Annotated in this window: 1 rRNA gene; it reads right to left on the bottom strand. The window is 56.6% G+C overall.

Going from position 1 to position 445, the window contains the following annotated elements:
• Positions 1 to 445: ribosomal RNA gene (locus WA670_RS45060) — 23S ribosomal RNA — on the bottom strand; the annotation flags it as partial.

The following is a 445-nucleotide window of genomic DNA, read 5'->3' as shown; positions in this document are numbered from 1 at the left end:
GCTCTGACGGCTTGTAGGCACACGGTTTCAGGTACTCTTTCACTCCCCTCCCGGGGTACTTTTCATCTTTCCCTCACGGTACTCGTCCGCTATCGGTCTTCAGGAAGTATTTAGGCTTACCGGGTGGTCCCGGCAGATTCACAGCAAATTCCACGAGCTCGCTGCTACTCGGGAACACCACCAAGACCTACGACAACAGCTTTCGCGTACGGGGCTCTCACCCGCTCCGGCCGCCCGTCCCAAGGCGTTCCGCTAACCATCGCGTACATCCGGAGAAATGTCAGTCTCTCCAAGGTGGGTCCCACAACACCGCCTGCACAACGCCTGACAGCTTGACATGCAAACGGTTTAGCCTCTTCCGCTTTCGCTCGCCACTACTCACGGAATCACTTTTGTTTTCTCTTCCTGCGGGTACTGAGATGTTTCACTTCCCCGCGTTCCCTCC

It is taken from the genome of Amycolatopsis sp. VC5-11 (genome assembly GCF_037034185.1).
Classification (GTDB): Bacteria; Actinomycetota; Actinomycetes; order Mycobacteriales; family Pseudonocardiaceae; genus Amycolatopsis; species Amycolatopsis nivea.
This window is presented reverse-complemented; position numbering and strand designations above follow the sequence as displayed.